At 53.9% G+C, this 25,705-nt stretch carries 25 protein-coding genes; 17 read left to right on the forward strand and 8 right to left on the reverse strand.

Going from position 1 to position 25,705, the window contains the following annotated elements; translation table 11 throughout:
* Window positions 1-34: 34 nt before the first annotated feature.
* Entirely contained in the window at window positions 35-1,507 is a 1,473-nt protein-coding gene (locus tag D7Z26_RS08980) for an aminotransferase class I/II-fold pyridoxal phosphate-dependent enzyme (protein ID WP_120975979.1), read from the reverse strand.
* Window positions 1,508-1,768: 261 nt separating this feature from the next.
* Between D7Z26_RS08980 and D7Z26_RS08985 the strand changes: the two genes are divergently transcribed.
* Both D7Z26_RS08985 and D7Z26_RS08990 read left to right on the forward strand, forming a co-directional pair.
* Window positions 1,769-2,941 carry an MFS transporter gene (locus D7Z26_RS08985; protein ID WP_120975981.1) on the forward strand — a complete coding sequence of 391 codons (1,173 nt, stop codon included), beginning with the start codon at window positions 1,769-1,771 and terminating at the stop codon, window positions 2,939-2,941.
* Between the two features lie 278 nt (window positions 2,942-3,219).
* Window positions 3,220-6,246 (forward strand): efflux RND transporter permease subunit, encoded by a 3,027-nt coding sequence (locus D7Z26_RS08990; protein WP_233566737.1) that lies wholly within the window; start codon window positions 3,220-3,222, stop codon window positions 6,244-6,246.
* 89 nt (window positions 6,247-6,335) lie between these two features.
* Here the strand turns inward: D7Z26_RS08990 and D7Z26_RS08995 are convergent, their stop codons facing one another.
* Window positions 6,336-6,986, reverse strand: a complete 651-nt coding sequence (locus tag D7Z26_RS08995) for a YktB family protein (RefSeq protein WP_120975983.1) — start codon at window positions 6,984-6,986, stop codon at window positions 6,336-6,338.
* 219 nt (window positions 6,987-7,205) lie between these two features.
* On the opposite strand from D7Z26_RS08995, the gene D7Z26_RS09000 reads away from it, so the two are divergent.
* Entirely contained in the window at window positions 7,206-7,805 is a 600-nt protein-coding gene (locus D7Z26_RS09000) for a hypothetical protein (RefSeq protein WP_120976553.1), read from the forward strand.
* Between the two features lie 74 nt (window positions 7,806-7,879).
* Here the strand turns inward: D7Z26_RS09000 and D7Z26_RS09005 are convergent, their stop codons facing one another.
* Window positions 7,880-8,413: a YceI family protein gene (locus tag D7Z26_RS09005; RefSeq protein ID WP_120975984.1), complete on the reverse strand. Its 534-nt coding sequence runs from the start codon at window positions 8,411-8,413 to the stop codon at window positions 7,880-7,882.
* 169 nt (window positions 8,414-8,582) lie between these two features.
* Here D7Z26_RS09005 and gndA point away from each other — a divergent pair, with 169 nt between their 5' ends.
* On the forward strand, window positions 8,583-9,998 hold the full coding sequence (gene gndA, locus D7Z26_RS09010; protein WP_120975985.1) for an NADP-dependent phosphogluconate dehydrogenase: 1,416 nt from the start codon (window positions 8,583-8,585) through the stop codon (window positions 9,996-9,998).
* A 1-nt stretch (window position 9,999) separates the two neighbouring features.
* Here gndA and D7Z26_RS09015 read toward each other — a convergent pair whose 3' ends face one another.
* Window positions 10,000-10,284, reverse strand: coding sequence for a hypothetical protein (locus D7Z26_RS09015; protein WP_120975987.1), 285 nt, complete (start codon window positions 10,282-10,284; stop codon window positions 10,000-10,002).
* Window positions 10,285-10,411: 127 nt separating this feature from the next.
* On the opposite strand from D7Z26_RS09015, the gene D7Z26_RS09020 reads away from it, so the two are divergent.
* Window positions 10,412-10,945: a shikimate kinase gene (locus tag D7Z26_RS09020; protein ID WP_267900991.1), complete on the forward strand. Its 534-nt coding sequence runs from the start codon at window positions 10,412-10,414 to the stop codon at window positions 10,943-10,945.
* On the opposite strand, the gene D7Z26_RS09025 is transcribed toward D7Z26_RS09020, so the two are convergent.
* Window positions 10,942-11,247 carry a rhodanese-like domain-containing protein gene (locus D7Z26_RS09025; protein ID WP_120975988.1) on the reverse strand — a complete coding sequence of 102 codons (306 nt, stop codon included), beginning with the start codon at window positions 11,245-11,247 and terminating at the stop codon, window positions 10,942-10,944. The two genes, D7Z26_RS09020 and D7Z26_RS09025, sit on opposite strands and share 4 nt — an antisense overlap.
* A gap of 83 nt (window positions 11,248-11,330) precedes the next feature.
* Here D7Z26_RS09025 and D7Z26_RS09030 point away from each other — a divergent pair, with 83 nt between their 5' ends.
* The 6 genes from D7Z26_RS09030 (at window position 11,331) to ptsP (ending at window position 17,764) form a co-directional block, all read left to right on the forward strand.
* Entirely contained in the window at window positions 11,331-11,711 is a 381-nt protein-coding gene (locus tag D7Z26_RS09030; protein WP_120975990.1) for a FluC/FEX family fluoride channel, read from the forward strand.
* On the forward strand, window positions 11,687-12,088 hold the full coding sequence (locus D7Z26_RS09035; RefSeq protein WP_120975992.1) for a fluoride efflux transporter FluC: 402 nt from the start codon (window positions 11,687-11,689) through the stop codon (window positions 12,086-12,088). Before D7Z26_RS09030 ends, D7Z26_RS09035 begins: the two co-directional genes overlap by 25 nt.
* Before the next feature lie 28 nt (window positions 12,089-12,116).
* Entirely contained in the window at window positions 12,117-13,409 is a 1,293-nt protein-coding gene (gene aroA, locus D7Z26_RS09040) for a 3-phosphoshikimate 1-carboxyvinyltransferase (protein ID WP_120975994.1), read from the forward strand.
* A gap of 40 nt (window positions 13,410-13,449) precedes the next feature.
* Window positions 13,450-13,884, forward strand: a complete 435-nt coding sequence (locus tag D7Z26_RS09045; RefSeq protein ID WP_120975996.1) for a CoA-binding protein — start codon at window positions 13,450-13,452, stop codon at window positions 13,882-13,884.
* Window positions 13,885-14,165: 281 nt separating this feature from the next.
* Complete coding sequence (locus tag D7Z26_RS09050; RefSeq protein WP_407643498.1) at window positions 14,166-16,013, forward strand: glucose PTS transporter subunit IIA; 1,848 nt, start codon at window positions 14,166-14,168, stop codon at window positions 16,011-16,013.
* On the forward strand, window positions 16,010-17,764 hold the full coding sequence (gene ptsP, locus D7Z26_RS09055) for a phosphoenolpyruvate--protein phosphotransferase (protein WP_120976000.1): 1,755 nt from the start codon (window positions 16,010-16,012) through the stop codon (window positions 17,762-17,764). The genes D7Z26_RS09050 and ptsP overlap by 4 nt, the downstream gene beginning before the upstream one ends.
* 74 nt (window positions 17,765-17,838) lie before the next feature.
* Here the strand turns inward: ptsP and D7Z26_RS09060 are convergent, their stop codons facing one another.
* A complete protein-coding gene (locus D7Z26_RS09060; protein ID WP_120976001.1) occupies window positions 17,839-18,360 on the reverse strand; it encodes a type 1 glutamine amidotransferase domain-containing protein in 522 nt (173 codons plus the stop codon).
* 102 nt (window positions 18,361-18,462) lie between these two features.
* Here D7Z26_RS09060 and D7Z26_RS09065 point away from each other — a divergent pair, with 102 nt between their 5' ends.
* The 5 genes from D7Z26_RS09065 (at window position 18,463) to D7Z26_RS09085 (ending at window position 21,763) form a co-directional block, all read left to right on the forward strand.
* On the forward strand, window positions 18,463-18,882 hold the full coding sequence (locus D7Z26_RS09065) for a VanZ family protein (protein WP_120976003.1): 420 nt from the start codon (window positions 18,463-18,465) through the stop codon (window positions 18,880-18,882).
* Between the two features lie 69 nt (window positions 18,883-18,951).
* Window positions 18,952-19,362 (forward strand): TraR/DksA C4-type zinc finger protein, encoded by a 411-nt coding sequence (locus D7Z26_RS09070; protein WP_147423843.1) that lies wholly within the window; start codon window positions 18,952-18,954, stop codon window positions 19,360-19,362.
* A 97-nt stretch (window positions 19,363-19,459) separates the two neighbouring features.
* Entirely contained in the window at window positions 19,460-19,819 is a 360-nt protein-coding gene (gene ytxJ, locus D7Z26_RS09075; RefSeq protein ID WP_120976006.1) for a bacillithiol system redox-active protein YtxJ, read from the forward strand.
* 130 nt (window positions 19,820-19,949) lie between these two features.
* Window positions 19,950-20,966 (forward strand): catabolite control protein A, encoded by a 1,017-nt coding sequence (ccpA, locus tag D7Z26_RS09080; RefSeq protein ID WP_120976008.1) that lies wholly within the window; start codon window positions 19,950-19,952, stop codon window positions 20,964-20,966.
* 95 nt (window positions 20,967-21,061) lie between these two features.
* Entirely contained in the window at window positions 21,062-21,763 is a 702-nt protein-coding gene (locus tag D7Z26_RS09085) for a 5'-methylthioadenosine/adenosylhomocysteine nucleosidase (RefSeq protein ID WP_120976010.1), read from the forward strand.
* 66 nt (window positions 21,764-21,829) lie between these two features.
* Here the strand turns inward: D7Z26_RS09085 and D7Z26_RS09090 are convergent, their stop codons facing one another.
* Entirely contained in the window at window positions 21,830-23,092 is a 1,263-nt protein-coding gene (locus D7Z26_RS09090; protein WP_325050446.1) for an acetoin utilization protein AcuC, read from the reverse strand.
* On the reverse strand, window positions 23,053-23,685 hold the full coding sequence (locus D7Z26_RS09095; protein WP_120976559.1) for a GNAT family N-acetyltransferase: 633 nt from the start codon (window positions 23,683-23,685) through the stop codon (window positions 23,053-23,055). The genes D7Z26_RS09090 and D7Z26_RS09095 overlap by 40 nt, the downstream gene beginning before the upstream one ends.
* 250 nt (window positions 23,686-23,935) lie before the next feature.
* Here D7Z26_RS09095 and acsA point away from each other — a divergent pair, with 250 nt between their 5' ends.
* Window positions 23,936-25,660 carry an acetate--CoA ligase gene (gene acsA, locus D7Z26_RS09100; protein ID WP_120976012.1) on the forward strand — a complete coding sequence of 575 codons (1,725 nt, stop codon included), beginning with the start codon at window positions 23,936-23,938 and terminating at the stop codon, window positions 25,658-25,660.
* Window positions 25,661-25,705: the final 45 nt, after the last annotated feature.

A 25,705-nucleotide genomic window follows, 5' to 3' on the forward strand; every position in this document is an offset into this window, starting at 1 on the left:
GCGCCTATTCCCATAGGGAACAGGCGCAAGAAAGTTACGAGATTGCCGTTTCTTCCATAATTACTTTGACGTTCGTTACGGACCTGTCTTCCGGACCTTTAACGGGGAGACCGACTTCCAAATGATCTGCGATATAATCGATATTCTCCTGGGAGATCACTTCGCCCGGCAGCAAGATCGGAATACCCGGAGGGTATACGTAGATGAACTCGGCGATAATCCGGCCGGCGGATTCCCTGAAAGGAACGAGCTCCGTTTCTCCGTAGAACGCGTCCCTTGGAGTTAATGCCAGGTGGGGAATTTCCGGAATTTTGACTACGACCTCCGGAATTTCTTTGTCATCCGCATGGTAGGCATCGGCCATCGCTTGCAGTGCTTCTATGAGTATGCCGATCGACTCCTCGTTGTCGCCCGGCGTGATCAAGCACAAAATGTTGTACATATCGCTAAGCTCGACTTCGAGACGGTAATGCTCGCGCAACCAATTTTCCGCGTCGTAACCGGTAATGCCCAGATGACGAACGTGAATGGCCAACTTAGTCGGATCGTAATCGTACGTCGCTTCATCGCCAAGAATTTCTTCGCCGAAGCTGTACAAACCTTCGATCCGGTTAACCGCCTCGCGGGCTTTCAAGGCCAGTCTCAGCGTTCTTTCCGCAATTTCTTTGCCGTGCATGGCAAGCTGGCGTCTAGCGGTGTCCAAGGAAGCGAGCAACGGATAGGAAGTCGAAGTGGTCATGAGCAAGCTCAGAATCGTCTGAACGCGTTGGGGATTGACCAGGCCCTTGCGAATATTCAGGATGGAGCTCTGGGTCATCGACCCTCCGAGCTTGTGAATGCTCGTAGCGGCCATGTCGGCTCCTGCTTGCATGGCGGATAGTGGCAAGTTTTCCGAAAAATGAATCAGCGCACCGTGGGCCTCGTCTACGAGCACAGGAATGTCGTATTCATGTACTAGGTCGACGATTTCTTTCAAATGCGTGCATACACCGTAATAGGTCGGGTTGATAACGAGCACCGCGGCTGCGTCGGGGTGGCGTTCAAGCGCCCTGCGAACGGAGCGAGTCGTGACGCCGTGGTCGATCCCAAGGTTCGTATCGCGAACGGGCGAGAGAAACACGGGACGAGCTCCGGCGAAAATGATCGCGGACAAAATCGATTTATGTACGTTGCGCGGGATAATGATTTTATCGCCGTGACCGCATACGGATAAGATCATCGTCATGATGGCGGTGCTTGTTCCTTGAACCGAGAAGTAAGTAGCATCCGCGCCGAAGGCGTCGGCGGCAAGCTGCTGGGCTTCAAGAATAACGCCGATCGGTTGATGCAAGTCATCAAGCGGAGCGATGTTGATCAAGTCGATATCTAGAACGTTCTGGCCGATAAAGTCGCGGTACTCGGGATCCATTCCCACGCCTTTCTTATGACCTGGAATGTGGAATTGCACGGGATTCTGCTTCGCGTGGGAACGCAGCGCGTCGAATAACGGAGTACGATTATGATCCATATGGAGTTCCCTGCCTTTCTCGAACATACGTCGGATAGGTTTGAACGCTTAGTTCAAACAAGCATGAGTATAACAAAAATAGGGGGGAAATCAACCGCCGTAGGAACAATGTGTCCTCCATGCGAGCGATGTTGCCCAACTTGTCACCAAAACGTCAACAGAACGGATTTGGAACGAAGCCCCCGATATGCTACGATTATTTCATCGAATCGAGATTTAGATCAGTTTCGCAACGCAAATGACAGAGGAGAGACAATTTCCGTGAAAAGCAAATTAGCTATCGTTGGACTTATGCTCTTTACGATTTTTATCGGATTCGGCATCATTATTCCCGTATTGCCTCAATTAGTGACGGAAGCCAGCAAAGAATCGGCGAACTGGCACACGGGGGCGATGCTCGCGATTTATTCCCTCATGTCTTTCCTGCTCAGTCCCGTATGGGGAGGACTGTCCGAGCGTATCGGGCGCCGGCCGGTCATCATGACGGGCGTTCTCGGATTCAGTATCAGCTTCCTCTTGTTCGGATTATCTGGCGATAACTTGGCGATCATGTACGCTTCCCGTATATTGGGCGGTCTGTTCTCGGGGGCGGTCGTCTCATGCATCGTAGCCTACGTCGCGGACATAACGACCGAGAAGGAACGCACGAAAGGAATGGCGGTCGTCGGGATGAGCATCGGACTCGGTTTCACTTTCGGACCCGGATTCGGCGGGTTCTTGAGCGAAATTCAGATCCATACCCCGTTCTATGCCGCCGCCGCGCTTTCGTTCCTCGTTTTCGTGGCCGCATGGTTCAAGCTTCCCGAATCTTTGCCGGCGGAACGCCGGGCATCCCAGGATTCGGCAAAGAGAGTATCTCGCTGGACCGCGTTCCAGGGGCCGCTTAAATCGCTGTACGTGCTCGCATTTTTCGTTACGTTCTCGCTCGCCATTCTGGAAGCGACTCTTCAACTGTTCGGCATCGACAAATTCGGCGTTACCCCGCTGCAGATCGGAATGATGTTCTTTTTCTGCGGATTGGCGGGAGCGCTCGTGCAAGGCGGCTTCGTACGCAGGAAGGTGAAGAACGGTCAGGAAACCCGTTACATTGCCATCGGGTTGGTCATCTCCGCGATCGGTTTCTTCTTGCTCTTGACCGCTTCGAGTTGGGTCATTGCGACCGTGTACCTATGCGTGTTCGGAATCGGCAATTCGCTTATTAAGCCTTGCGTTACTTCGCTTATCACACAGAAGACGACGGTCGGACAAGGCATCGCCTCCGGGCTTAGCTCCTCGATGGATAGCTTGGGCCGAATCGTCGGGCCATTGCTGGGAGCGGCGTTGCTCGGCGCTACCTCATGGTTGCCGTTCGTCGTCTCGGGCGCATTATCCATCGCCGCGCTCGGATTGCTGGCTCAATTCCGTAGCAAAGTCCGTCAGAAGGCGCACGCATAACCGATAACCGACACCCTTCATAAAGGAATGCAGAAAACCGGAGCCCATCGCTTCGGTTTTTTTACGTTCTATCAATTTGACTCAGCAGTTCATATTCCGTTCATAAATCCCCTTTATGATAAGAAGGGAATGATTTCCAAAAGCAGACTTCGGCAGGAAGTGGCATCAGACTTTAGTCTAGGTTGAAGTCCGGTCTGCAGTCGTTTCTCACAATGCCAAGGAATCCGTTATGCTTGAGACACAGAACAATCAAAGGTGTGGAAGGGGAATTTTTTCGAGTGAAAAGTTTAATTAACGGCGCATTCCGCAACAAAGCGGCAATGATCATCATTGTCATCATGGTTTTAGGGATGGGGATTCTCAGTTATACGAAGTTGCCGAGGGAGTTTCTGCCCGAAGCCGACAACCCGCAAGTTACCGTATCGGTAATCGGGCCGGGTTACGACGCGTCTTCGATGGACCGCTCCGTAACTGGGCCGTTGGAGAAATCGTTGGCGGCTATTAAAGGCAAGACAAACGTCTTTACGAACTCGGGAGACGGCTTCTCCCAAGTAAACCTGAATTTCGATTCGAATACGAACATGAAGGAAGCGAAGGCGGAAGTCGAGAAAGCCGTTAACGCGGTTCGGCTTCCAGCTAACGTGTCTCCGCCTTACGTCGTGCAATTCAATACTTCGATGATTCCGATCTCATTCGTAACTCTAACCTTCGAAGACGGATTGACGGATGCGCGGAAGGATGCGCTAGAACAGCAAGTGCTTGGCGAATTCGAAGCGATCGACGGCGTCGGCAGCGTTCAGATGTCCGGGAAGTCCCAGCCGAAAGTCAATATCGTACCCGACCTGGCCAAGCTTGCCGAGAAGGGCGTTCCGCTGCAATCGCTGTACGGCGTACTGCAAGGACGCGAAGCTTCCGCTTCCGTCGGCGAGAGTACGCTTGGCGGCCAGGTCGTGAACTTGAACGTCTCCGCCGCGCTGAGCGACGTCGAAGCCTTGAAACGTCTTCCCGTCGCGCAAGGCGTTAAGCTCGCGGACGTAGCGACGGTTACTTACGATGACGCAAAAGAAACGCTGTTCCATATGAACGGCAAAGACGCGCTCAATTTCGTCATCTCCAAAGGCGCCAATTCCAATGCGGTCAAAGTCGGCGGCGCGGTAGAAGACATCGTCAAGAAATACAATGGCGAGAACAAATCCGTCAACATGATCGTCTACATCAGCACGTCCGAGCAAGTGGTTCATTCCGTAGACAGCATGATCCGCGAAGTATTAATCGGTGCCTTGCTGGCAACGATCGTCATCCTGATCTTCATGCGCAACATTCGCGCGACGCTGGTTACGATCGTCTCGATTCCGCTATCGCTCGCGATGACGCTTTATTTGCTCGATATGTCGGGCATTACGCTTAACATTCTTACGCTCGGCGGTGTCGCGGTTGCCGTCGGACGTCTCGTCGACGATAGTATCGTCGTTATCGAGAATATTTTCCGCCGTCTGCAGCAAGAGAAGTTCTCGCGCGATCTCGTAATCGACGCGACCAAAGAAGTATCTCGGGCAATTACGGCGTCCACTCTCGCGACGATTTGTATTTTCTTGCCGATGAGCTTGCTAAGAGGCGGTCTGCAATCTTTCTTGCTTCCGTTCGCCCTGACGATGACCTACGCGATGCTATCCTCGTTGCTCGTAGCATTGACGATCATCCCGCTCATGAGCTCCGGTATGCTCAAAAAATCGAAAATCAAGGAACATCAACCTTCCAAGCGGTTCGTTCGCTTGCTCGAATGGAACTTGCGTTTCAAATGGATTCCGATCATTGGAGCGATCCTTCTGCTCTTCGGTTCCATTGGAACGTACATTGCGATGCCTAAGGGCGCGATCGATTCGTCCAGCGCGGAGAACCTGAACGTGAGCTTGGAATACAAGCCGGATACGCCGATCATCCAAGTGCTGGATAGCGGCAGTAAGCTGGAATCGTTCCTCATGAATCGCGACGACGTCGAATGGGTCACGATGAGTAACGGGAATAGCGCGGAAGCCGCGAAATACGCCTCGGTACAATCTCCGACGCTCGTGTCTTACATGCTGAAAATGAAAAAAGGCGCGGATGCCGAGAAAGTGATCGAAGCCGTTAAAGCGGAAGCCGCGAACTATCCAGGGGCGACGCTGAATACGGGGACGGGAACTTTCCTTTCCGGCGGCGGAAGCTCGACTCAAGTCATCGTCGACATAACGGGGGATAATCTCGAGACGATCGGCAAGACGGCCGAGGAAGTCATGGCCAAGATCAAACCGATCAAAGACGTTCTGAAAGTCGAAAGCAACCAACAAGAGAAGAAAACGGTATACACCTTGGAGATCGATCCTACGACGGCCAAGGGCGGCGATGTCGCCATGCAACTTCAAGGCATGCTCAATCCGGTGCCGGTAGGTTCGCTGACGATTGACGATCAAGACATCTCGGTTATGCTGCAACCGGCTTTGAAACCGACATCGGAGAGCGATTTGTCCGCGCTTACCATTATGACGGACGCAGGACCGAAACCGGTATCCAGCATCGCCAAATGGGTGAAAGCGGAGCAAGCGACGACGTTCTTCCATAAGGACGGCAAAAGCTACGTTCGCGTATCGGCTTCCGTCGAACCGTCCCAACTGTCCAAAGTCGGTTCCGAGATCAGTAAGCAGATGAAGGAAGTGAAGCTGCCTGAAGGCGTGAAGCTGAACGTAGGCGGCGCATCCGCCGACCAGTCGGCGGACATCATGAGCCTATTGATGATGGCGCTCGTGTCCATCGGGATCGTTTATCTGGTTATGGTATTCACGTTCAAGACGATCAAAGCGCCACTGGCGATTCTCAGCTCGATCTTCTTTATTCCGATCGGTTCGGTGCTTGGTCTGATCGTCTCCGGGATTACGCCGGACTTCACCGCCATCTTCGGCGTCGTTATGCTCATCGGTATCGTCGTTACGAACGCGATCGTCTTGATCGACCGCGTGAAGCATAACGAAGTCGACAAGAACATGACGATTCGCGAAGCGCTTCTCGAAGCGGCCGGCATTCGTATGCGTCCGATTCTGATGACCGCGATCGCGACGGTCGGTGCGATGCTGCCCCTCGTCTTCAGTTCCGCGGAAAGCGGAAGCATCGTCTCCAAAAGCCTTGCCATCGTCGTTATCGGAGGCCTCGTCATTTCGACGGTGCTGACGCTGGTCATCGTGCCTTGCATTTACGAATTGCTGTACTTCCGCAAATCGGCCAAACAACGTAAATCCGCCGTGAAGGCGGTCGACGCGGGAATCGCGCAATAAATCGGGTTCATGCACAAAGCCGTTCAAGGGATATTCCCTTGAACGGCTTTTGTTGTACGCTATTATTGCGGAATCGCTATCCCCTTCGCTCAGGCGAATGCCATGCGATACAAAGGCAACAACGTCTTGAACGTTTCCTTTGTTTTGCTCAAGAAAGCATCGGCATCGGATAGAATCGGATCGCCGCGCCGGATATGAATGCCGCACGTAAGCTCAGCGGCTTTGACGGTTTTAAGTCTGGTAAACAATTCGGCCAGTTCGTCATTCGTCATTTGCCCATGCACGAGCCCCGTAGGAACCATATGGTCCTTAGACCAGACGAAGCCGGCGGGAACGGAGCGGCGTATGGATTCCAACTCGTTCAAGGCGCGCTCCGCGAAGGCGTCCTTATTCGGACATTCATAAATAATGGCGAACTGCACGAAGACGTGGCTTGACCATAAGCCGATCTGAAAATGCGGGTAGGCTTTATAACCGCGCTTATTATTGGCGAAGGCGACCCAACTGTCGTTCGGAGGGTTAACGGTTCTGCGCGCATGCTTGGCCACGTGGACGAACATCTCTTCCTCGCACATCGACTCGAGCGAAGGGATGATCTCTTGGCCGATGAGGTGGAATTTCGGCCGGACGTTCTCGATGAGCGCTTCCATCCGCGCTTCCAGTCCGGCGATCTCGAATACCGCGAAATCCCGGTCCTCGAAACCTTGAAACTCGGCTAAAGTATTTGTCGATTGGGTCATATGAGAACTCTCCTTTCACGAGAGTTTAACATTCTCGTCCGCATGTACGCAATATTGGGATGAACGGCACCGGATTGCGTAAAAAATAGGAAGGAAAATAGTCAAGAAACCAAGTTGCCATAACATAAGATGGAGTATAAGATAGTAGTAAGCCACAATATTCAGACAATTCGGTCAATATCTCAAGCCATGCGATTAATGCAGGAGGGGGGGATGGCCGTGAACCGCAGCCATGAGGTGGAGTATTGCAACCTAGAGCTACGATTCGAACGTCGCCAGATTCAGAATTTGATCCGGGAACTCATTCAGGAAGGCTATTCCCTGTATTGGAACGAGAGCGAGCATCAGTTCATCGTATCCGTAAGAACGGGCCGTAAATTGCTGAAGCTTAGGTTCCTCAGAGTGCTGGGCCGCTACAAAATGGTCGGAGATTATTTGGTCAAGGACGAGAAGCTGTCGCAATGGATCGAGAAGCTTATCAACGATACCCGAGGTCACGCTGTCGTAAAGAGAATTCACGACCGTCAAGTGCTTAGAATCGAGAATATCATGTTCGGCGAAATTATCCGTCTCGTGGAGGTGTCCGGCATGGAACATCGGATTATTTTTCAAAAGCGGCCTCAAGTTACGATAGAAGACATGGTGCAGGCCTTCAAATCAAAAAGAGCCGAGCTGCGAGCGGGCGTGCTACGCCTTGAGGTCGATTACGAACTCGCCGTTCTTCACGAGGCGATCGCGAACGATTGGACCGAAGCGATCGAGTCCAGCAAGGAAAAGCTCAAGGCTATGCGTACCGAGATGCTTCTATTGGAACTTTAACCAGCGCGTAAACCCATATATGAAACAAGAGGAGACCCTAGTCTTTAAGGGTCTCCTCTTTATTTAGGAATAGATTAGTTCGCTTGAGCGAATTCCAATTCGATGTGAACTTTGATAGCGTCGCCTACGAGCAGGCCGCCCGTTTCAAGCGCGGCATTCCAAGTTAATCCGAATTCCGAACGGTGGATAACGCCGTCGGCCGCTACGCCCAATTTTACGTTGCCCCACGGATCTTTGGCAGGACCGGAAATTTCCGCGTTTAACGTAACGGATTTCGTTACGCCGGCGATCGTAAGATCTCCGGTTAGCGCATAGTCTTCGCCGCCTTTGGTTTCGATCGAGGTTTTCTTGAACGTAATTTGCGGGAACTGCTCGGCATTAAAGAAGTCCGGTGATTTCAAGTGGCCGTCGCGTCCTTCGTCTTTCGTGCTGATGCTGTTGACGTCGATCGTAAGCGTCGCTTCCAGATCGGCCAAGTTCGCGGGATCCGCGGAGACGGTTGCGTCGAATTCGTTAAAGTTGCCGCGTACGTTCGTGATCATCATGTGACGGACGCTGAAGGAAATTCCGCTGTGAGATTTATCAAGTGCCCAATTGCTTGCTGCCATAATTAACACTCCCTTTATTATTTATATTTACTATTAAATATTAAGTTAAAGAAAAAAGCAAGCAATTTTTAGGCGATTATCGGCATTGGAAATGGTGGTTTTCTTCTGGTCGCAAAAAGAGTACAATAGTTTTATTGTGAAAATTTTGTAACAGGGGATGAAGAACATTATGTCGAAAGCAAACATTGGCGTTGTCGGCTTAGCCGTCATGGGACGCAACCTGGCCCTGAATATCGAGAGCCGCGGATTTACGGTTGCGGTATATAACCGCTCGAGAGAAAAAACCGACGATCTGCTCGCTACGGATGGACAAGGCAAAAATCTCGTAGGCACGTTTTCCGTGGAAGAATTCGTGAACTCGCTCGAGAAACCTCGTAAAATTCTGATTATGGTGCAAGCGGGCGCAGGTACGGACGCGACGATCGAATCGCTCGTTCCGCATCTGGATCAAGGAGATATCATTATCGATGGCGGTAACGCATTTTTCCCGGATACCCAACGTCGCAGCAAAGATTTGACGGCGCAAGGCTTCCATTTTATCGGAACGGGCGTATCCGGCGGCGAAGAAGGCGCGTTGAAAGGCCCGTCTATCATGCCGGGCGGACCTGAAGAAGCTTACCGTTTGGTCGAGCCGATCTTGACGGGCATTTCCGCGAAAGTCAATGGCGATCCATGTTGTACATATATCGGACCGGATGGCGCGGGGCACTACGTTAAAATGGTGCACAACGGAATCGAATACGGCGACATGCAGCTGATTTGCGAAGCTTACCAATTGCTTAAGGACGTCGTAGGCGTGTCCACGGACGAGTTGCACGACATCTTCGGCGAGTGGAACAAAGGCGAGCTGGATAGCTACCTGATCGAGATCACGACCGATATTTTCGCGCAGAAGGATGCGGAGACCGGCAAACCGATGGTCGACGTTATTCTGGATTCCGCGGGACAAAAAGGAACCGGCAAATGGACGAGCCAAAGCGCGCTCGATCTCGGCGTACCTTTGTCCATCATCACGGAATCGGTATTCTCCCGTTTCTTGTCGGCTATGAAAGAAGAACGCGTAGCCGCCAGCAAAGTGCTCAAAGGACCGCAAACGAAACCGTTCCAAGGCGATAAAACCGCGTTCATCGAGAGCGTCCGCAAAGCGCTGTTCGCGAGCAAAATTTGCTCCTACGCGCAAGGCTTCGCGCAAATGCGTGCCGCTTCAGATGAGTACGGCTGGAATTTGCGTTACGGCGCTATCGCGAAGATCTTCCGCGGCGGCTGCATCATTCGCGCGCGTTTCCTGCAAAACATCATGGACGCGTACGACCGCGAGCCGGAACTTCGCAACCTGTTGCTCGACGAGTATTTCAAAGGCGTCGTCGAATCGTACCAAGACGCATGGCGCGAAGTCGTTTCCACGGCAATCGCATACGGCATACCAGTTCCTTCGTTCGCCAGCGCGATCGCTTATTACGATAGCTACCGTTCGGAGCGTCTGCCGGCTAACTTGCTTCAAGCGCAACGCGACTACTTCGGAGCCCATACGTTCAAACGTCTGGACAAAGAAGGCACGTTCCATCATAACTGGATGAACTCTTAATTCAGTCGCGCGGGGCAAGCTCGCTTAACATCCGGCGAAAGCAGGCGGTATCGTGACCGCTCGGACTTCGCCGGTGAAGGAGCAACAAAGCCATATCCGCGAAACAGGTAAAATGGGCAAGCAGCTGTGGCCGATCGAGCCCCGACCATTCGGGCGCTCTATCGGCCACTTTTTTCTTAATGAAGCCGAGCGCCCAAAGCACATCCTCCCTGCACAGCGGGTGCGAGGGATCGAGTAGCCGGCGCAGCGGTTGTTCGGCCGGCAGGTAGACCCGTGTTTTATCCAAGCATAACATCACCTTTGACGACATGTTCGTACACTATCAAAGTTACGGAAAAACTGCTCGTTTTATACCTGAAATGCGATATGCTATGATAGATAAAACGTAATAAACAAGAAATGGGGAGCTTGCGTTGAACGGAAACGGCTCTAGCCGCAACATTATCATTGTGGGCTTCATGGGGACCGGCAAATCGACGGTCAGCCGAATCCTATCCGAGCGTCTTGGCTGGGAGAGCATAGACACGGACGAAGAAATCGAGAGATTGGCGGGTAAGCCTATCAGGCAAATATTCGCCGAAGACGGAGAGCCGGCATTCCGGGATTGGGAAACGAAGGTTCTGGAACGGGTGCTGGAGAAGGATAAGCAAGTGGTGGCGACCGGAGGGGGAGCCGTACTTCGCGAGAGGAATCGGAGCATCCTGTTATCCGGAGGTTGGGTTGTGGCGCTTACGGCCGATAAAGAAAGCTTGATACGGCGCGTAACGAGCGCGGCCGCCGCGGGAACGAGGCCGCTGCTCGAAGGCGATGCGGAGGAACGGGTTACCAGTTTGCTGGAATCGAGGCGCCATGCCTACGATTTCGCGCATGCGAGCGTGGATACGTCCGACCGATCGCCTTCGGAGGTAGCGGATTCGTTAATGGTTGGTTTGCCCGAGCAATCTTAAGGAAGCTGCGACCAGGCGAGCATGCCGCCGATCATGTTCGTTACGCCTTTATATCCGAGCGAGGACAAGTACTGGCAGGCTTGATCGCTGCGATAGCCGCTGCGGCAGATGAAGACGACTTCCTCTTCTTTCGGAATCGCGTTTAATTGCTGCGGAACTTGACCGAGAGGCAGGTGAATCGCTCCGGAAATCATGCCCTGAGCCACTTCTTCCTCTTCCCGTACGTCAATTAGATGAATTCGTTCTCCGGCATCCAGCCGGGATTTAAGTTGTTCGACGGAAATCGTCGCGTGTTCGCTCATCTGAGGTCAACCTTCTTTTCAATGGAATATAAGTTCATCATAAGAAACTGCGCATAGCGATGTCAACGTAAGGCGGGGAATTGATGAGAATCGCGATCGGTATCGCCGTTGCGGGATTTCTAGGAGCCTTGTTCCGCTTCGAGCTTGGGTTCCTGTTTCCGCAGCATGCGGAAGGAACTCCTTTCCCATGGGCCACGCTGGTTATTAACTTGTCGGGCTCCTTGCTGCTCGGTCTTCTGACGGGCAAAGTTTCGGGAGGAAATGCACCGGCCTGGCTGGGAGACGTACTGGGCGTCGGATTTCTTGGCGCTTACACGACGTTCAGCTCGTTTAACGGGCAGTTGTGGCAGCTATGCGATAACGGAGCATACGCATTCGCTGCCGCATACGCGCTAATCAGCGGGCTAGGCGGCTGGTGGCTTGCCTCAAGAGGCTTGGAATGGGGAAGGGGCAGGTCGGCATGAACGGCATATGGACGGCTTGCCTCGTCGGCATCGGGGGTTCGATCGGGACGTTATTGCGCTACGGCGTCAGCCGTTCTGCGGCCGCGAAGCTTAAGCCGGGTTATTACGGTACTTTAACCGTGAATTTGGCAGGCTCCTTCGCGATGGGAATGTTGATCGGGACTCATCTGGAACAAACGGATTTCGCCGCATACGCTTTCTCGGGAATCGGCATTCTAGGCGGGTTGACGACGTACTCGACATTAAACGTGCAGAAAGCCGATTTATCCGCAAAGGGAGCTAAGGGAACGTTAAGAACGTATATCGCCGCGACTTATATCGGCGGCTTCGGATTGACCGCCATTGGCGTCGCATTGGGCAACCTCATGAATACATAATCGTTATCGACAAGGAGCGTGTTTAGGAATGGATATGATCGTTACCCCAACCGGCAAACTCAACGGTGAAATTCAAGCTTTATCCTCCAAAAATTATACGACTCGTTATTTACTCGTTTCCGCGCTAGCGGAAGGCACGAGCACGATCCTTTACCCCGCGCACAGCGAAGACGGAGAAGCGATGCGTCGTTGCATCCGCGATCTGGGAGCGATCGTCGAAGAGGACGAGGAGAAAATCGTCATTACCGGCTTCGGTCGCCATCCAAAAGCCGCGAACGAGCTTAACGTAGGCAATGCGGGCGCCGTATTGCGTTTCGTCATGGCCATCGCGGCGCTGCTGCCGGAAGTTCATTTCGTCAATGCTTACCCGGAATCGCTTGGCAAACGTCCGCATGACGATCTGATCGTCGCGCTTGAGAGCATGGGCGTTACGATCGAGCACAACAACGGTCGTCTGCCGATGACGATCAAAGGCGGGAATCCGCGCGGCGGCAAAATTCAAGTATCGGGTAACGTGAGCTCCCAGTTCCTCAGCGCGCTCTTGTTCTTGACCCCGCTATTAGAAGAAGATAGCGAAATCGAAGTGCTTCACGACCTGAAATCCAAGGTCGTTATCGGTCAGACGCTCGAGGTGCTCGCCCAAGCGGGAATCGTCGTCGATGCATCCGAAGACCTGATGCATTACAAAATTCCGGGCAAGCAGAAATATAAAGCGCAGACCTATACGGTTCAAGGAGACTACCCCGGCTCGGCGGCGATCTTGGCCGCTGCGGCGGTTACGGAATCCGACGTCGTCGTCCATCGTTTGATGGAGAACAGCAAACAAGGCGAGCGCGCGGTCGTCGACGTATTGCGCGCGATGAACGTTCCGTTGACGCACGAGAACGGCATCGTTCACGTGCAAGGAAACGGCCGTCTGACTGCAGGAGAGTTCGACGGCGACGAATTTACCGACGGCGTGCTCGCCATGGTGGCGGCAGCCGTCTTCGCCGAAGGCACTTCCCGTTTCTACAACGTGGAGAACTTGCGTTACAAGGAATGCGATCGCATTACCGACTACTTGGCCGAGCTGCGCAAAGCGGGGGCGCGGGTAGAAGAGAAGCGGGACGAGATCATCGTCCACGGCCGTCCGGAAGGCGTGGAAGGCGGCGTCGAGATCGACGCTCACTTCGATCACCGGGTAATCATGGCGCTTACGATCGTGGGCTTGCGTTCGGCGCAGCCTATCCGCATTAAGGATGCGCATCACGTGGCCAAATCTTATCCGATCTATTTCGATCATTTGAAGGCGCTTGGCGCCCAAGTCGAGTGGGCAGACTAAACCGAAATCAAATTCGCCCCAATCAAGGGAGGTTCATCCAATGGCATACGTTCACCCGTCAAGAGATGAAATCAAGCAAATTTTGATCGGCGCCGATACGATCGCCGTCGTCGGTTTGTCCGACGACCCTAGCAAGACGTCTTATATGGTGTCCGAGGCGATGCAAGCCAAAGGCTACCGCATCATTCCGGTTAACCCGAACGCGACGTCGATCCTCGGCGAGAAAAGCTATCCTTCCCTGAAGGACGTTCCGGAACCGATCGACATCGTGAACGTCTTTCGCAGACCGGAGCATACTCCGCCGATCGCCAAGGAAGCCGTCGAAGTCGGCGCGAAAGTACTTTGGCTCCAACTCGGCATCTCCAACGAGGAAGCCGCGTCCATCGCGACCGAAGGCGGCCTTCGGATCATCATGGACCGCTGCATCAAAGTCGAAGATTCGATTCTTCTCCCGCAGGGTAAACCTGCGTCTTAAAAAAATCGGCAATGAAAAATCAGGATTTGAAGGAAGTAAATAGATGACCATAAAAGGGACCAAGATGTATCTCCTGTAAGAGTTTACGTCCGCCTCTTGGAGCTCATTGCCACCTTGAAAGTCTCATCAGGCAATGGGCGGAGAGGAAGCGGCTGGAAGGAGATACATCGTCGTCCCATCCCTTGGTCATCTTTTTATTTCCTTCTCGCTTTCATTTTTTCATCGGAAAGGAGGGGAAAAACTTGTACGGAATCGGCTATCTCCAGAGGCTCGGCCGAGCCATGATGCTCCCGATGACGGTACTTCCCGCGGCTGCCATCTTCCTGATGTTGGCGCGCCTGCCGTGGGACTCCTTCGGCTGGCCGCAAGTGCCGGACATTCTACACGCGGCGGGAATGGCCATCTTCGAATACATCCCTTACGTCTTCGCGATCGGGATCGCGCTGGGCTTGTCCAATCAGACCGCGACGGCGGGCATGGCGGCGTTAACCGGCATGTTTATTTTTCATATCGTTACGTATACATACGACCCGAACGGCGTTCAACCCTCGATGTTCGCCGGCGCGGTCATTGGCATCATTTCCGGATGGGCGCACGATCGGTTCAAGTCGTTCCAGCTTCCCGAATTTTTGCAGTTTTTCGGAGGCTCGCGTTTCGTTCCGCTATTCATGAGCGTCGTTTCGCTCCTCTTTTCTTGGATCATGATCGGCGTCGGCGAAGGGTTAAGAGGCTGGGCGGAATCGGCGGGCACGCTCGTTTATTCCGCTGGCGGCTTTGGCGTGTTCTTGTATGGGTTCCTGCATCGGATTCTTGTCGCGTTCGGGTTGCACCATCTGCTGAACCACGTTTTCTGGTTCCAGGTCGGGCAGTATTCCGATGCTAACGGTTCCGTCTATTTCGGGGATATGCCGCGTTTCTTCGCCGGCGATCCGAATGCGGGCATATTCATGGCGGGATTGTACCCGATCATGATGTTCGCCCTGCCGGCGGTCGCGTTCGCGATCATTCACGAAGCCCGTGAAGATTTGAAGCCGAAGACGAGGAAGCAATTCCGGATTGCCGCTTTGAGTTCTTTTTTGACGGGAGTCACGGAACCGGTAGAGTTCGCGTTTCTGTTCGTCGCGCCGTACCTCTTTATCGTGCATGCGCTAATCTCCGGGGGAATCATGTGGCTCGTGTACGAGCTCGATATTCATCACGGTTTTACCTTTTCCGCGGGAGCCCTGGAGTTCTTGGTCAACATGCCGCTGGCTCAAAAGGGATGGCTGCTTATTCCGATCGGCCTCGTTGTCGGTCTGCTGTATTACGTGATGTTCAGATGGAGTATTCGCAGGTTCCAATTGGCGACTCCGGGACGCGAAGACGCGACGCGGCTGGACGATTGGGCGGGAGATATCCCCTACCGGGCTCCCCTTATTTTGCAGTCGCTGGGCGGGAAGGAGAACGTCGTCAGGCTCGAAGCGTGCATCACCCGCTTGCGCTTAACCTTGGAAGACGATCGACGGGTCGATGTGCAGTCGCTGCGTCACCTGGGAGCAGCTGGAGTTATCCGCCTTGGGGGCGGGCACGTGCAGGTCGTCTTCGGAACCTTCTCGGAGCTGATCCGGGAAGAAATCAATAAACATATCCAGACAGACGTCCAGCAAATACAATTCCATTCCCCCTTGCAAGGTCGCATGATTCCTCTCGAAGAGGTAGACGATCCGATCTTCGCGCAACGGCTTGTCGGGCGAGGGGTCGCGTTTATTCCGGACAAAGGGGAACTCGTAGCGCCCGTTCATGGAACGATCATTCACATCCATCCCTCCTTGCATGCAATCGGTTTATCGACGAAGGATGGACTGGAGGTGTTGCTGCACGTCGGCATAGACACCTCTCATCTTGGAGGCAAAGGCTTTACGATTCTCGTAAAGATGGGAGACGAGGTAACTCCGGGACAGCCGCTCCTGAAGTTCCATATCCCTACCTTGAAAAAACATGCCAAATCGTTGGCGACTCCGATGGTCATCACGAATCCGGACATCGTGAAGTCTTGGAGGTTCGCGCCGTATAAGGCGGTCAAGAAAGGCCAGGCTGCCGTCATGTCGGTCGTTGTGAAAGAGAGAGAGAACAAGGGGGCGGAGAAATGATTCAGGCGTTGGGGGCATCGCAGGGAATCGCCATCGGCAAAGCGTTCGTTTTGCCGCATTGGGAGTGGGAGTTGCCGGATCAGAAAATCGACGTGGCGGACTTGGCCAAAGAATTCGAGCGGCTTTACGAGGGGATTCGGCGCTCCAAGACCGAGATCAATCAGATGAGGACGGAGCTTGACGAGGTCGTAGGCTCGGAGGAAGCGAGCATATTCGACGCCCATCTGGCCATTCTGGAAGATCCGGTGTTCATGAACGAGATCCAGGGCATTATTCAGCGTCAATATAAAGTCGCGGAAGTGGCCGTCAAGGAAGCGATCGATCACTTCGTTACGATGTTCGATTTGTTGGACGACGAATATATGAAAGAGCGCGCCTTGGATATCAAAGACGTAGGCAACCGTCTGCTTAAGCATTTGCTTGGCGCTCCGGATATCGCTTTGCCGGAGGACACGCAGCCGTTCGTGCTCGTCGTGCGCGAGCTGTCTCCTTCGCAGCTGGTTCATCTGAAGCCGGAGCTCGTACTCGGGATCGTCACGATGGTAGGCAGTCCTACCTCGCATTCCGCGATCATGGCGAGAGCGTTCGGAATTCCGATGGTCATGGGCGTCGAAGGCAAGCTGGAGCAACCGATCGCGACGGGAGACTTGCTCATTATCGATGGCGGTTCGGGGATGCTGCAGGTCGATCCTTCGTCGGAAACCGTATCCCGCTATACGGATATGCGTAAGCGTCAGAACGTCGTCAAGGAGCAGTTGCTCAAGCTCGTAGAGGTGCCTTCTCTATCTCAGGACGGCGTTCCTCTGACGCTAGCCGCAAATATCAGTTCGCTGAAAGAGCTGGATGCGGCTCTTGCCAACGGGGCGGAAGGGGTCGGACTGTTCCGGACGGAGTTTCTGTACATGGATCGGAGCCGATTTCCAACGGAAGATGAGCAATTCGAAGTGTATCGAGCGGTAGTCCAGAAGCTAAGAGGGGAAACCTTGATCATCCGAACGCTGGATATCGGCGGAGACAAACAGCTGGATTATTACGAGCTGCCGGAGGAAGAAAACCCGTTCCTCGGTTTCCGGGCGATTCGGTTCAGCTTGGAGCGCAAGGATTTGTTCAAAATCCAGCTCAGAGCGATTCTGCGTGCGTCCGAATACGGCGACGTGCGGATTATGTATCCGCTTATTACCTCCATAGACGAGGTAAGGGATGCGAACGCGGTGCTTTCCGAGGCGAAACGCGAACTGGCAGCGGAAGGCATTCCTTATGATGCCGACATCCAAGCCGGCATTATGATCGAAGTGCCCGCGGCCGTGGCCATCGCGGATTTATTAGCCGAGGAAGCGGCGTTTTTCAGTATCGGAACGAACGACCTCATTCAATTCACGTTAGCCGTCGATCGCATGAACGAGCAGATCAGCCATCTATACGAGCCCTATCATCCGGCCATCTTGCGGATGATCCGCGCCGTGACGAACGCGGCCAAATCGCAAGGAATTCCGGTCAGCATCTGCGGGGAAATCGCGGGCGACGTCAATGCTTTACCGATCTGGTTAGGTCTTGGTATCGAGGAGTTGAGCTTATCCGCGCAAGCGATCCTGCCCGTTAAGGATGGCCTGCTGCGAACGAAGGCTGCGGATAGTCGCAAGCTGCTCGAAGAGATGTTCCGCTGCAAGACGGCGTCGGAAGTGCGCGCATTGGCAAGCCAATTCCATGCGGAAGCGGCGCTTGCTCCGGGGAACGTACAATCGCTGCTATAATCTAAGGTAATATGAAATGCCTCCGCGCCGCCCGGAAGAAACGAATTCTTGGCGGAGGCAGGGAGGCATTTGGTTTAACGTCCGAAGAGCAAATCGCAGAACGCTTTGGCGTAAGGGGGAAGATCGGGCGGTCTCCGGGCGGAGACGATGTTACCGTCGACGACGACCGCTTCGTCCAGCCACGTGGATCCGGCGTTCTCCATATCGTCGCGTATACCCGGCGTTGAGGTTACGGTCCTGCCTTCCAATATTTTGGCGGAGATGAGAACCCAGCCGGCGTGACAGATTTGTCCGATCGGCTTGCCGGCATCGTTCATGCGACGTACGAAGTCCAGCACGCGGGCATCTCTGCGGATTTTATCCGGAGCCCATCCGCCCGGGACGAGCAGTCCGTCGAAAAGGTCCGCGTTAAGCTCTTCGTAGCCGATATCCGCCACCGCGGGCACGCCGTACTTGCCGATGTGCTTGCGCCCTTTTTCCGGACCGGCGTACAGTACCTCGGCGCCTTCTTCGCGAAGACGGTAAACCGGATACCAGAGCTCCAAATCTTCGAACTCGTCGTCTAGCAGACATACGACTCTTTTGTTTGCGGTCATAATCACATATCCTCCATTCAACGTCTTTACGGAAACTAGACTCCATTGTACCAGAATAGAGATTACGGTTCACGCCGGCGCGGAGGAGCAGGAGGAGGAAAAATGAGATTGAATTCGAAATGGAGATATGCTCCCGCGGTCATCTGCATGCTGACGATTTTTATTACTTCGTCCAGAAGCGGCGACCAACTGGATACGGTTCTTCCTTGGTTACAGAAATGGTTGCCGGCCTTAACGGATTTCAACCCGATGCATTACGTCGCTTATTTCGCGTTAGGCTTGTCCTTCGCGCTGGCGATGGGGAAGAGGGCGGCCACATGGCCGGGATTCTTGTTGAACGTTGTCCTCTGCTTGCTCTATGGGATTACCGACGAATGGCACCAGTCGTTCGTGCCGATGCGCACGCCGGATCCTCAGGACTTGCTGCACGACGGGATCGGAGCGGCCGTCGCGGGCTTGCTCGTGCTTATCGTATATTACTTAATAGGTAGGCGGAGTTCCAGAAATTACACCGTTAGGTAATGCAGGATTCCCTAGGCCGGGGAGCGAATAAATCAGGGAAAGCTCTTTGCTCATAAGGAGAGAATCCCGTTGCTTAAACACTGTCCCTGCGGAGGAGACATGACGCTCATGCTCCGTACCGTCATTTTCGCCAAAAAAGTAAATATCAACAACGTCCCCGTATACAATTGCCACATGTGCGGCAGGAACGACGTGTTCCCGGGCGTCAAGGAAGACGTCGGCAAGTTGGTAGGCCAGCTAGGAGCTAGACCGGTCGCCCATAGCATCTCGTTCGATCAGGTACACGAGTGGGCAGGGGTATTGTCGCAAGCGCTAAATCGCTCGGATAGGTTGCATGCCGCCGCTATTGCCGAAGTCACGGAGGAAAGAGTGAATCAGCTGCTCGATTTGCTGCTGCTCGCCGATTCTCTCAAAGATGAAGCATGGAAGGCGGACTTAGAGAATCGGTTATCGCAATTAAGCGCCCAATACATATTCTAGCGCCTAAGACGGGGGCGACCGCCCTCGTCTTTTTTTGCGAAGGACGCCTATTTCTGCTACGATGATCTTACGACTTTTTTTGAGGAGGCTGAATCAAATGGCAAACGTACAACAATTGACGACCATAGAGCAATGGGAACAAGCGCTCAAGGGTTCGGCCGCTAAGCCGTTGCTCGTATTCAAGCATAGCACGAGCTGTTCGGTCAGCGCGGGCGCGCACGAAGAGTTCACGCACTTTATCGAAGACCGCAAGGCGGAGCAGGTCGATTACGCGATCGTTCACGTTATCGAGGATCGTCCGGTCAGCAACGCGATCGCGGAGCAACTCGATATCAAGCACGCTTCCCCGCAAGCGATTCTAGTAAAAGACGGTCAACCGGTTTGGAATACGTCGCATTGGCATATTACTTACGCTTTTTTGTCGGAAAAGCTCGTTCCTTCCGCAAGCAATCTCTAATCTCGACCTCATGCGCTTAATAAACCCCATGTTAGATTGCTAAACATGCGGTTTTGTCGTATGATTACCTTAATAATCCATGACTGGACGGTCAATTGTTTTCCAGTCACGAACATTGGAGCGAATTATTGTGACGGTAACCATTTACGACGTGGCGCGCGAAGCTGGCGTATCGATGGCGACAGTATCGCGCGTAGTCAATAACAACCCGAACGTAAAGCCGCAAACGCGGAAAAAAGTATATGAAGCGATAGAACGTCTCGGTTATCGGCCGAATGCGGTCGCTCGCGGACTCGCCAGCAAGAAAACGACGACCGTAGGGGTCGTTATTCCCGATATCGCTAACGCGATTTTCGCGGAGGTGGCGCGCGGGATCGAAGACATCGCGAACATGTACCACTACAATATTATTCTTAGTAACGCGGACAAGCGCAAGGACAAGGAAATCCGCGTTATCAACACGTTGCTGGAGAAGCAAGTCGACGGTTTGCTATTCATGGGCGGAGCCGTAACGGACGAGCATATTCAAGCTTTCAAAACTTCCAACGTGCCGATCGTGCTTTGCGCGACGAAAGACGAGAAGGGCACGATCCCTTCCGTCGATATCGACCATGAAGCCGCGGCTTTCGACGCGGTTAACCGTCTGATCGAGGAAGGCCACAAAGCGATCGCGATGATCAGCGGTACTTTGCAGGATCCTGCCAACGGTTATGCCCGTTACCAAGGCTACAAGCGCGCTCTTGATCAAGCGGGGCTTCCTTACCGCGAGGAATACGTTAGGGTCGGGAATTATAAATACGAGTCCGGCATCGACGCCATGCAGTATTTCCTCACTCTGACCGAGCGTCCGACTGCCGTTTTCTCCGCAACGGACGAGATGGCGATCGGAGCGATCCATTGCATTCAAGACGCGAACCTGAACGTTCCGAACGACATTTCCGTCATCAGCGTGGATAACAGCCGGATCTCCTCGATGGTTCGTCCGCTCTTGACGACGGTCGCGCAACCGATGTACGACATCGGAGCGGTGTCGATGAGGCTGCTGACGAAGCTGATGAAGAAGGAAGCCGTAGAGAACGGAACGGTTATTTTGCCGCATGAGCTGATCGTTCGCCGCTCCGTAACCGGACCGCGAAACAACGGTTAGCACGCAACTTTCGCGAATAGACAGCCCTGCTTCGGTGCCAGATCGGCCGCGGCGGGGCTTCTTTATGAGTTAAATACAGAAGGGGATGAACGGGTATGGCTTTCGGTACGATCGGAATCATTGGCGCCATGCAGGAAGAGATCGAGCTTGTATTGGCGCGATTGGAAAATAAGCAAACGGAAAAACATGGGGGAATCGTCTATCACCGAGGCGATTTTCACGGCAAGAAGGTCGTGCTGACCCGTTCCGGGGTCGGCAAAGTAAACTCGGCGGTATGTACTCAAATCCTAATCGACCGTTTCGGCGCGGATGCCGTTATTTTCACGGGGGTAGCGGGCGCTGTGGATCCGGCATTGAACATCGGGGACATCGTCGTCTCCTCCAGCAGCTTGCAGCATGACGTTGACGTGACGGCTCTTGGATTTCCGCGCGGAACGATTCCTTATCAGGACGTGTCGGAATACGCCGCGGACGCGCGTCTCGTTGCGCTTGCCGAACTATCCGGCGAGAAGGTGTTTCCCGGCCGATGCGTGACGGGAAAGGTGCTATCCGGCGATCAATTCATCGCGGATCGCTCCGCCGTCAAGCAGCTCTACGAAGAACTCGGCGGCGCTTGCACGGAGATGGAGGGCGCATCGGTCGCCCAAGTCTGCCACATGAACGATATTCCGTACGTCGTTATTCGTTCGATGTCCGATAAGGCGGACGGTTCGGCTCACGTGAATTTTGCCGAATTCACGATTGAAGCGGCCAACCGGTCCTTCGCGATCGTGGAAGAAATGGTAAAGGCGTTGTAATTCGAATAACAAAAAGACCGTTGCGGGCAAATGCCTGCGACGGTCTCTTTGTTATGTCCGTATGAGTTACCCGATATGCTGCAGGGCGATCTCGAGCATCGCCCTGTTCTTTGCCGTAATCTCCGCCCTTCGCGGCATTGGCGCCCAAGCGGTAACGTTATCGAGCCACGTGACCGGAAGAGTTTCTTCCGGCTTCATATTCGTTAGAATATCGCTCCATCCTTCCGGAAGTAAGCCTCCGTCAGGCTCGGAGTCGATGGAGGCTAGCAAAGGATGAGCGTTCATCTCCAGCCACAGCAAGCTCCAAGCTCTCGGAACGACTCTCCAGTGGTCGTAGCCGCCTCCGCCCAAAGCGACCCATTTGCCCGAAGTATAACGATCCGCGAGTTCATGAATGATCCGCGGCATCTCGCGATAAATGCGCATGCTGCAATGAATATGGGCGAGCGGATCATAGGCGTGGGCATCGCACCCGTGTTGGCTGACGATAATATCCGGTTTGAAGGCGAGAGCCGCGCGTTCGACAGCCTCGCTAAAGCACTCGAGCCAAGACTCGTCCTCCGTGTAAGGTTCCATGGATACGTTTAAGCAGGCGCCGTAACCCGAAGAATCTCCCCGTTCGTGGGGGAAGCCGCTGCCCGGAAACAAAAATTTGCCCGTTTCGTGGATCGAAAGCGTAAAAACGTTAGGGTCCGTGTAAAAAAACCATTGAACCCCGTCTCCATGATGAACGTCGGTATCGATATAGAGGACGCGTGCGTCGTAGACGTCGCGCAAATACGAGATCGCGGCTGCCGCATCGTTGTATACGCAGAAGCCGGAAGCCCGGTCCGGGAATGCGTGATGCAATCCTCCGGCTAGATGAAGAGCCCGGTCGACGCTTCCCGACATGACCGCGTCGGCCGCGGCGATGGATCCTGCCGCCACGGACAAGGAGGCTTCGTGCATCCCGTGAAAGTAAGGGGTGTCCCCGTCGCGGGCGAGCCCGTAAGCGTTTGCTTTGCGATCCGCGTCCTCGCCGGGAGCGCTCGCGCTAAGCGCCTCCACGGCTTCGATATAGTCGGCTCTGTGAATACTCCGGACAACCCGTTCGGCTTCTTCCATAGAGACGGGAAAGGCTATCTGCGCGTTGTCCAACGCCCGTTCGCCTCGCAGAAGGCTTTCCGTCAACGCGAGCCTCACCGGATGAAACGGATGTTCGTCCGAGAATCTGTAACGCGCGGAATCGGAAGTTTGTATCCATATCGTTCTGGAATCGTTGGAAGTCAGTGGAGGTCGCCTGCCTTTCGCTAATACATGAAACGTTGACGGAACCGTACCCGGTCGAATTGCTCGACGGACGAGAGCGGGACGTCCTTGCCGATTCTTACCATGAGACAGTTGGCGGGATGGGCGCAAATTTCCGGGTCGTCGGTCGCGAACCAGACCATGCCGACCGATTTCATCAGCTTTTCCATCATCTCGCGGTATTCCCATACGTTCAGGCCGCTGGACTCCAAATCCCAGTGCCAATAATACTCGGTCGTAAATACGATAATATCGTCCAATTGCCCATTCTCGAACGCGGTAGAGATCAGCAATTTGCCGAATCCGAGGTTACGATAGTCGTCGGCGACTTCGATCGCTCCCAATTCGACCAGGTCGACCATTCCGCCTTCCGACCAACGCTCCATCTCGTCCGGGTAATGGAAAGTCACGTATCCGACGACGACGTCGCCGTCGCGGGCGACGATAATTCGCCCTTCGGGAAGCTCGGCGATCTCGATCAAAGCTTGATGTTGTTCCTTCGGCCTACGGAAAGCATCCAGGCTAGGATGGAGCGTCATATTGCGTAAGGATTCCGGAGGTACGGGCCCTTCGACGATCAGGAATCGGCCGCCCCGATCCAAGGAGTGTCGAACGTGGGTTTTCGTATGCTGCATGCCGGTTCCCCCCTTCAATTTGCCGTACTCGAACTTGATGTCCATTATATCATCAAATCCGGTTCCTTAGGCACGCGATTGGAACTTGTTAGGCAATATTGCCCCTCCTTAGCCGAAAAAGTCCTTTCCCCCTATGACGGGTTTCCGCACACTATGTTATAATGACTTTGGTTGAGGACTGCTTTTCCTCATGATCATGAAAGCGCATTCGGGATCGGATGCCGGCATTCCAATAGGAAGGTGATGGATCGTGACATTTCAATCGGACGAGAAATTAGCCGCAACGGCCACGACGTCCAACATGGCGTCTTATGAAGAAGCGGTCAAAAGCTTTAACTGGTCAGAAGTCGAGAATCAATTTGCTTGGGCTTCGACAGGCAAGGTCAATATGGCATACGAGGCGATCGATCGCCATGTGGACGATGGACGCGGCGATAAAATCGCGCTCCTTTACAGCGATGCCCAGCGCGACGAGAGCTATACTTTCGCGGAATTGTCGCGTCAGTCGAATCGTTTCGCCAACGTGCTTCGAAGCCTTGGCGTAGTTAAAGGCGATCGGGTGTTTATTTTCATGCCGCGTACGCCCGAGCTTTATTTCAGCTTGTTCGGGACGCTGAAAGTCGGCGCGGTCGTCGGGCCATTGTTCGAAGCGTTCATGGAAACTGCGGTCAGGGATCGTCTGCAGGATAGCGGAGCCGTCGCGATCATTACGACGCCTGCGCTTCTCGGAAGGGTGCCGCGCGCCGAATTGCCGGACTTGAAGCATGTTATCGTTCTAGGCGATAACGTGGAAGCCGGAAACGGGGTCGTGGATTTCAGAGCGGCGATGGAAGAGGCTTCCGAACAAGCGGAGCTGACGTATGTTGACCGCGAAGACGGACTTATCCTTCATTACACCTCGGGTTCGACGGGCAAGCCTAAAGGCGTATTCCATGTTCATAACGCGATGCTTCAGCATTATCATACGGGACGCGTAGTACTCGACTTGCGGGAAGACGACGTTTACTGGTGCACGGCCGACCCGGGCTGGGTAACGGGCACCTCGTACGGAATATTCGCCCCATGGCTGAATGGCGTAACCAATGTCGTGCGCGGCGGAAGATTCAGTCCTCAAGATTGGTATTCTACGATTCAAAAATATAAAGTAACCGTCTGGTACAGCGCACCGACGGCATTCCGCATGTTGATGGGCGCGGGAGACGACGTCGTGAAGTCTTTCGACCTGTCCAGCCTTCGTCACGTACTAAGCGTCGGCGAGCCGCTTAACCCGGAAGTCGTGCGTTGGGGGGACAAAGTGTACGGACAACGCATTCACGATACGTGGTGGATGACGGAAACCGGCGGACAGCTGATCTGCAACTATCCGAGCATGGACATCAAACCCGGCTCGATGGGGCGTCCCGTACCGGGCATCGAAGCCGCGATCATCGACGATCAAGGCAACGAACTGCCGCCGTTCCGTATGGGTAACCTTGCGATTAAAACGCCGTGGCCGTCCATGATGCGCAAGATCTGGAACAACCCGACGAAATACGCGGAGTATTTCCACATCCCGGGATGGTACGTATCCGGGGATTCCGCTTATCGTGACGATGAAGGTTACTTCTGGTTCCAAGGCCGGATCGACGACGTCATTAACACGTCGGGCGAACGAGTCGGTCCTTTCGAAGTGGAGAGCAAGCTGGTCGAGCATCCGGCGGTTGCGGAAGCCGGCGTTATCGGCAAGCCCGACCCGCTGCGGGGAGAGATCATTAAGGCTTTCATTTCCCTCCGGGAAGGCTTCTCGCCGTCGGATGAGCTCAAAGCGGATATCTCCAAGTTCGTCAAAGAAGGCTTATCCGCGCATGCCTCGCCTCGCGAGATCGAGTTCAAAGATAAGCTTCCCAAAACGCGCAGCGGCAAAATCATGCGCCGCGTACTGAAGGCATGGGAACTTAACTTGCCTACGGGCGACTTGTCGACGATCGAAGACTAATCAGAATTCTTCTCAAGAATAGAAGAAGCCCCCGTCTCGTCCATG

Source organism: Cohnella endophytica, assembly GCF_003628305.1.
GTDB lineage: Bacteria > Bacillota > Bacilli > Paenibacillales > Paenibacillaceae > Cohnella > Cohnella endophytica.

Excerpts from the sequence above, each read along its gene's own strand:
- D7Z26_RS09035 (WP_120975992.1), top strand. The coding sequence starts at position 11,687 with ATGGGGAAGGGGCAGGTCGGCATGAACGGCATATGGACGGCTTGCCTC.
- D7Z26_RS09030 (WP_120975990.1), top strand. The coding sequence starts at position 11,331 with ATGAGAATCGCGATCGGTATCGCCGTTGCGGGATTTCTAGGAGCCTTG.
- D7Z26_RS09065 (WP_120976003.1), top strand. The coding sequence starts at position 18,463 with ATGAGATTGAATTCGAAATGGAGATATGCTCCCGCGGTCATCTGCATG.
- D7Z26_RS09025 (WP_120975988.1), bottom strand. The coding sequence starts at position 11,247 with ATGAGCGAACACGCGACGATTTCCGTCGAACAACTTAAATCCCGGCTG.
- D7Z26_RS09005 (WP_120975984.1), bottom strand. The coding sequence starts at position 8,413 with ATGGCAGCAAGCAATTGGGCACTTGATAAATCTCACAGCGGAATTTCC.
- D7Z26_RS08980 (WP_120975979.1), bottom strand. The coding sequence starts at position 1,507 with ATGGATCATAATCGTACTCCGTTATTCGACGCGCTGCGTTCCCACGCG.
- D7Z26_RS09095 (WP_120976559.1), bottom strand. The coding sequence starts at position 23,685 with ATGCAGCATACGAAAACCCACGTTCGACACTCCTTGGATCGGGGCGGC.
- aroA (WP_120975994.1), top strand. The coding sequence starts at position 12,117 with ATGGATATGATCGTTACCCCAACCGGCAAACTCAACGGTGAAATTCAA.
- ytxJ (WP_120976006.1), top strand. The coding sequence starts at position 19,460 with ATGGCAAACGTACAACAATTGACGACCATAGAGCAATGGGAACAAGCG.
- D7Z26_RS09085 (WP_120976010.1), top strand. The coding sequence starts at position 21,062 with ATGGCTTTCGGTACGATCGGAATCATTGGCGCCATGCAGGAAGAGATC.
- D7Z26_RS09050 (WP_407643498.1), top strand. The coding sequence starts at position 14,166 with ATGATGCTCCCGATGACGGTACTTCCCGCGGCTGCCATCTTCCTGATG.
- D7Z26_RS09060 (WP_120976001.1), bottom strand. The coding sequence starts at position 18,360 with ATGACCGCAAACAAAAGAGTCGTATGTCTGCTAGACGACGAGTTCGAA.
- D7Z26_RS09045 (WP_120975996.1), top strand. The coding sequence starts at position 13,450 with ATGGCATACGTTCACCCGTCAAGAGATGAAATCAAGCAAATTTTGATC.
- D7Z26_RS08995 (WP_120975983.1), bottom strand. The coding sequence starts at position 6,986 with ATGACCCAATCGACAAATACTTTAGCCGAGTTTCAAGGTTTCGAGGAC.
- gndA (WP_120975985.1), top strand. The coding sequence starts at position 8,583 with ATGTCGAAAGCAAACATTGGCGTTGTCGGCTTAGCCGTCATGGGACGC.
- ptsP (WP_120976000.1), top strand. The coding sequence starts at position 16,010 with ATGATTCAGGCGTTGGGGGCATCGCAGGGAATCGCCATCGGCAAAGCG.